A 992-nucleotide genomic window follows, 5' to 3' on the forward strand; every position below is an offset into this window, starting at 1 on the left:
CTATCTGTTTTACCAACGCTTCACCAGTACTCAGCAAGGTAAACGTAGAAAGTTTCTGAGACAGAAAATTTAGCTGATTAAATACACCTACACCAGCAATACCCAAAAAAATAGCAGAGACTTTTATCTTTACTAAGCCAATGACAAACTCGACAAGCCTCGCGGCTCCCAATACAGAAGTATTCTTTACTAGTGATCTGAAGTTATTCGACATTCAATTGGCGGCTTTAATTACTAGTTGGAAATTGTGAATTTATATTTCCAACAACACTCTTAAGTTTAGGGTTAACTAATATTTGTTCGCCCATTACTCTAGCGCCTTCTGTTGAAACATGATCTCTATTTGTCATCAATATGCTGAACTGATTTGCAACACTACAGGGTCTTTCCAAGCTTGGAGAAAGGTCTTTGCACCAAAGCTCTGAAGTCTTAACGATTTCAATATTAGACGGAATGCTAGAGTGCTTTAGCAAAGAAAAAAACTTCTCTTCTCTCGAAAAACTAGGGGAGATATTAGTTGTTCCATGAAGTTTGAACTCTCGAATTTGTAAATAAAAATCAGGCATCGGGCTAAAAATGAATACTGGAACATCCCAGGCTCCCCAATACTCAAAGATTGCTTCTAGATAAGGGAGAGTTAGTTCACTCTCTATAAACCTATTTGAAACAAACACACCTGATAGCTGATTTGACTTAGCTAACTCTTCTGCCTTACTGAACAGTTTTGAACAATAACGCCTATCCTGGCTAACGTAATCTGGGGCAATAACGCATGCAGCACCACCTAACTGAGTCACTTCAAGTCCATTTTTTCTTAGTGCTAGTGCTTTATCAGCACTGTGACTGTCTCCAAATACCAGTATATTGGAGACATCATCGCTTTTAGAACTAGAATGACACTGCCAATTATCTATAAAGGAATCGATATCGGTGTACTTCCCAAGCCTATTAAAGTGACACTCACCAGCTCTTATCGCTTTCTGCCGGTCTTC

The 992-nt window shown here is 38.8% G+C and carries 2 protein-coding genes; both read right to left on the reverse strand.

What is annotated here, in order from left to right:
* Window positions 1–214: hypothetical protein (locus A3756_RS28485; RefSeq protein WP_231875443.1), on the reverse strand; the 214-nt coding region annotated here is incomplete at its 3' end.
* A gap of 13 nt (window positions 215–227) precedes the next feature.
* Window positions 228–992, reverse strand: a 765-nt coding sequence (locus tag A3756_RS26960; protein WP_197481077.1) for an SGNH hydrolase domain-containing protein, incomplete at its 5' end; no start/stop codon positions are given.

This window comes from Oleiphilus sp. HI0086 (assembly GCF_001635225.1).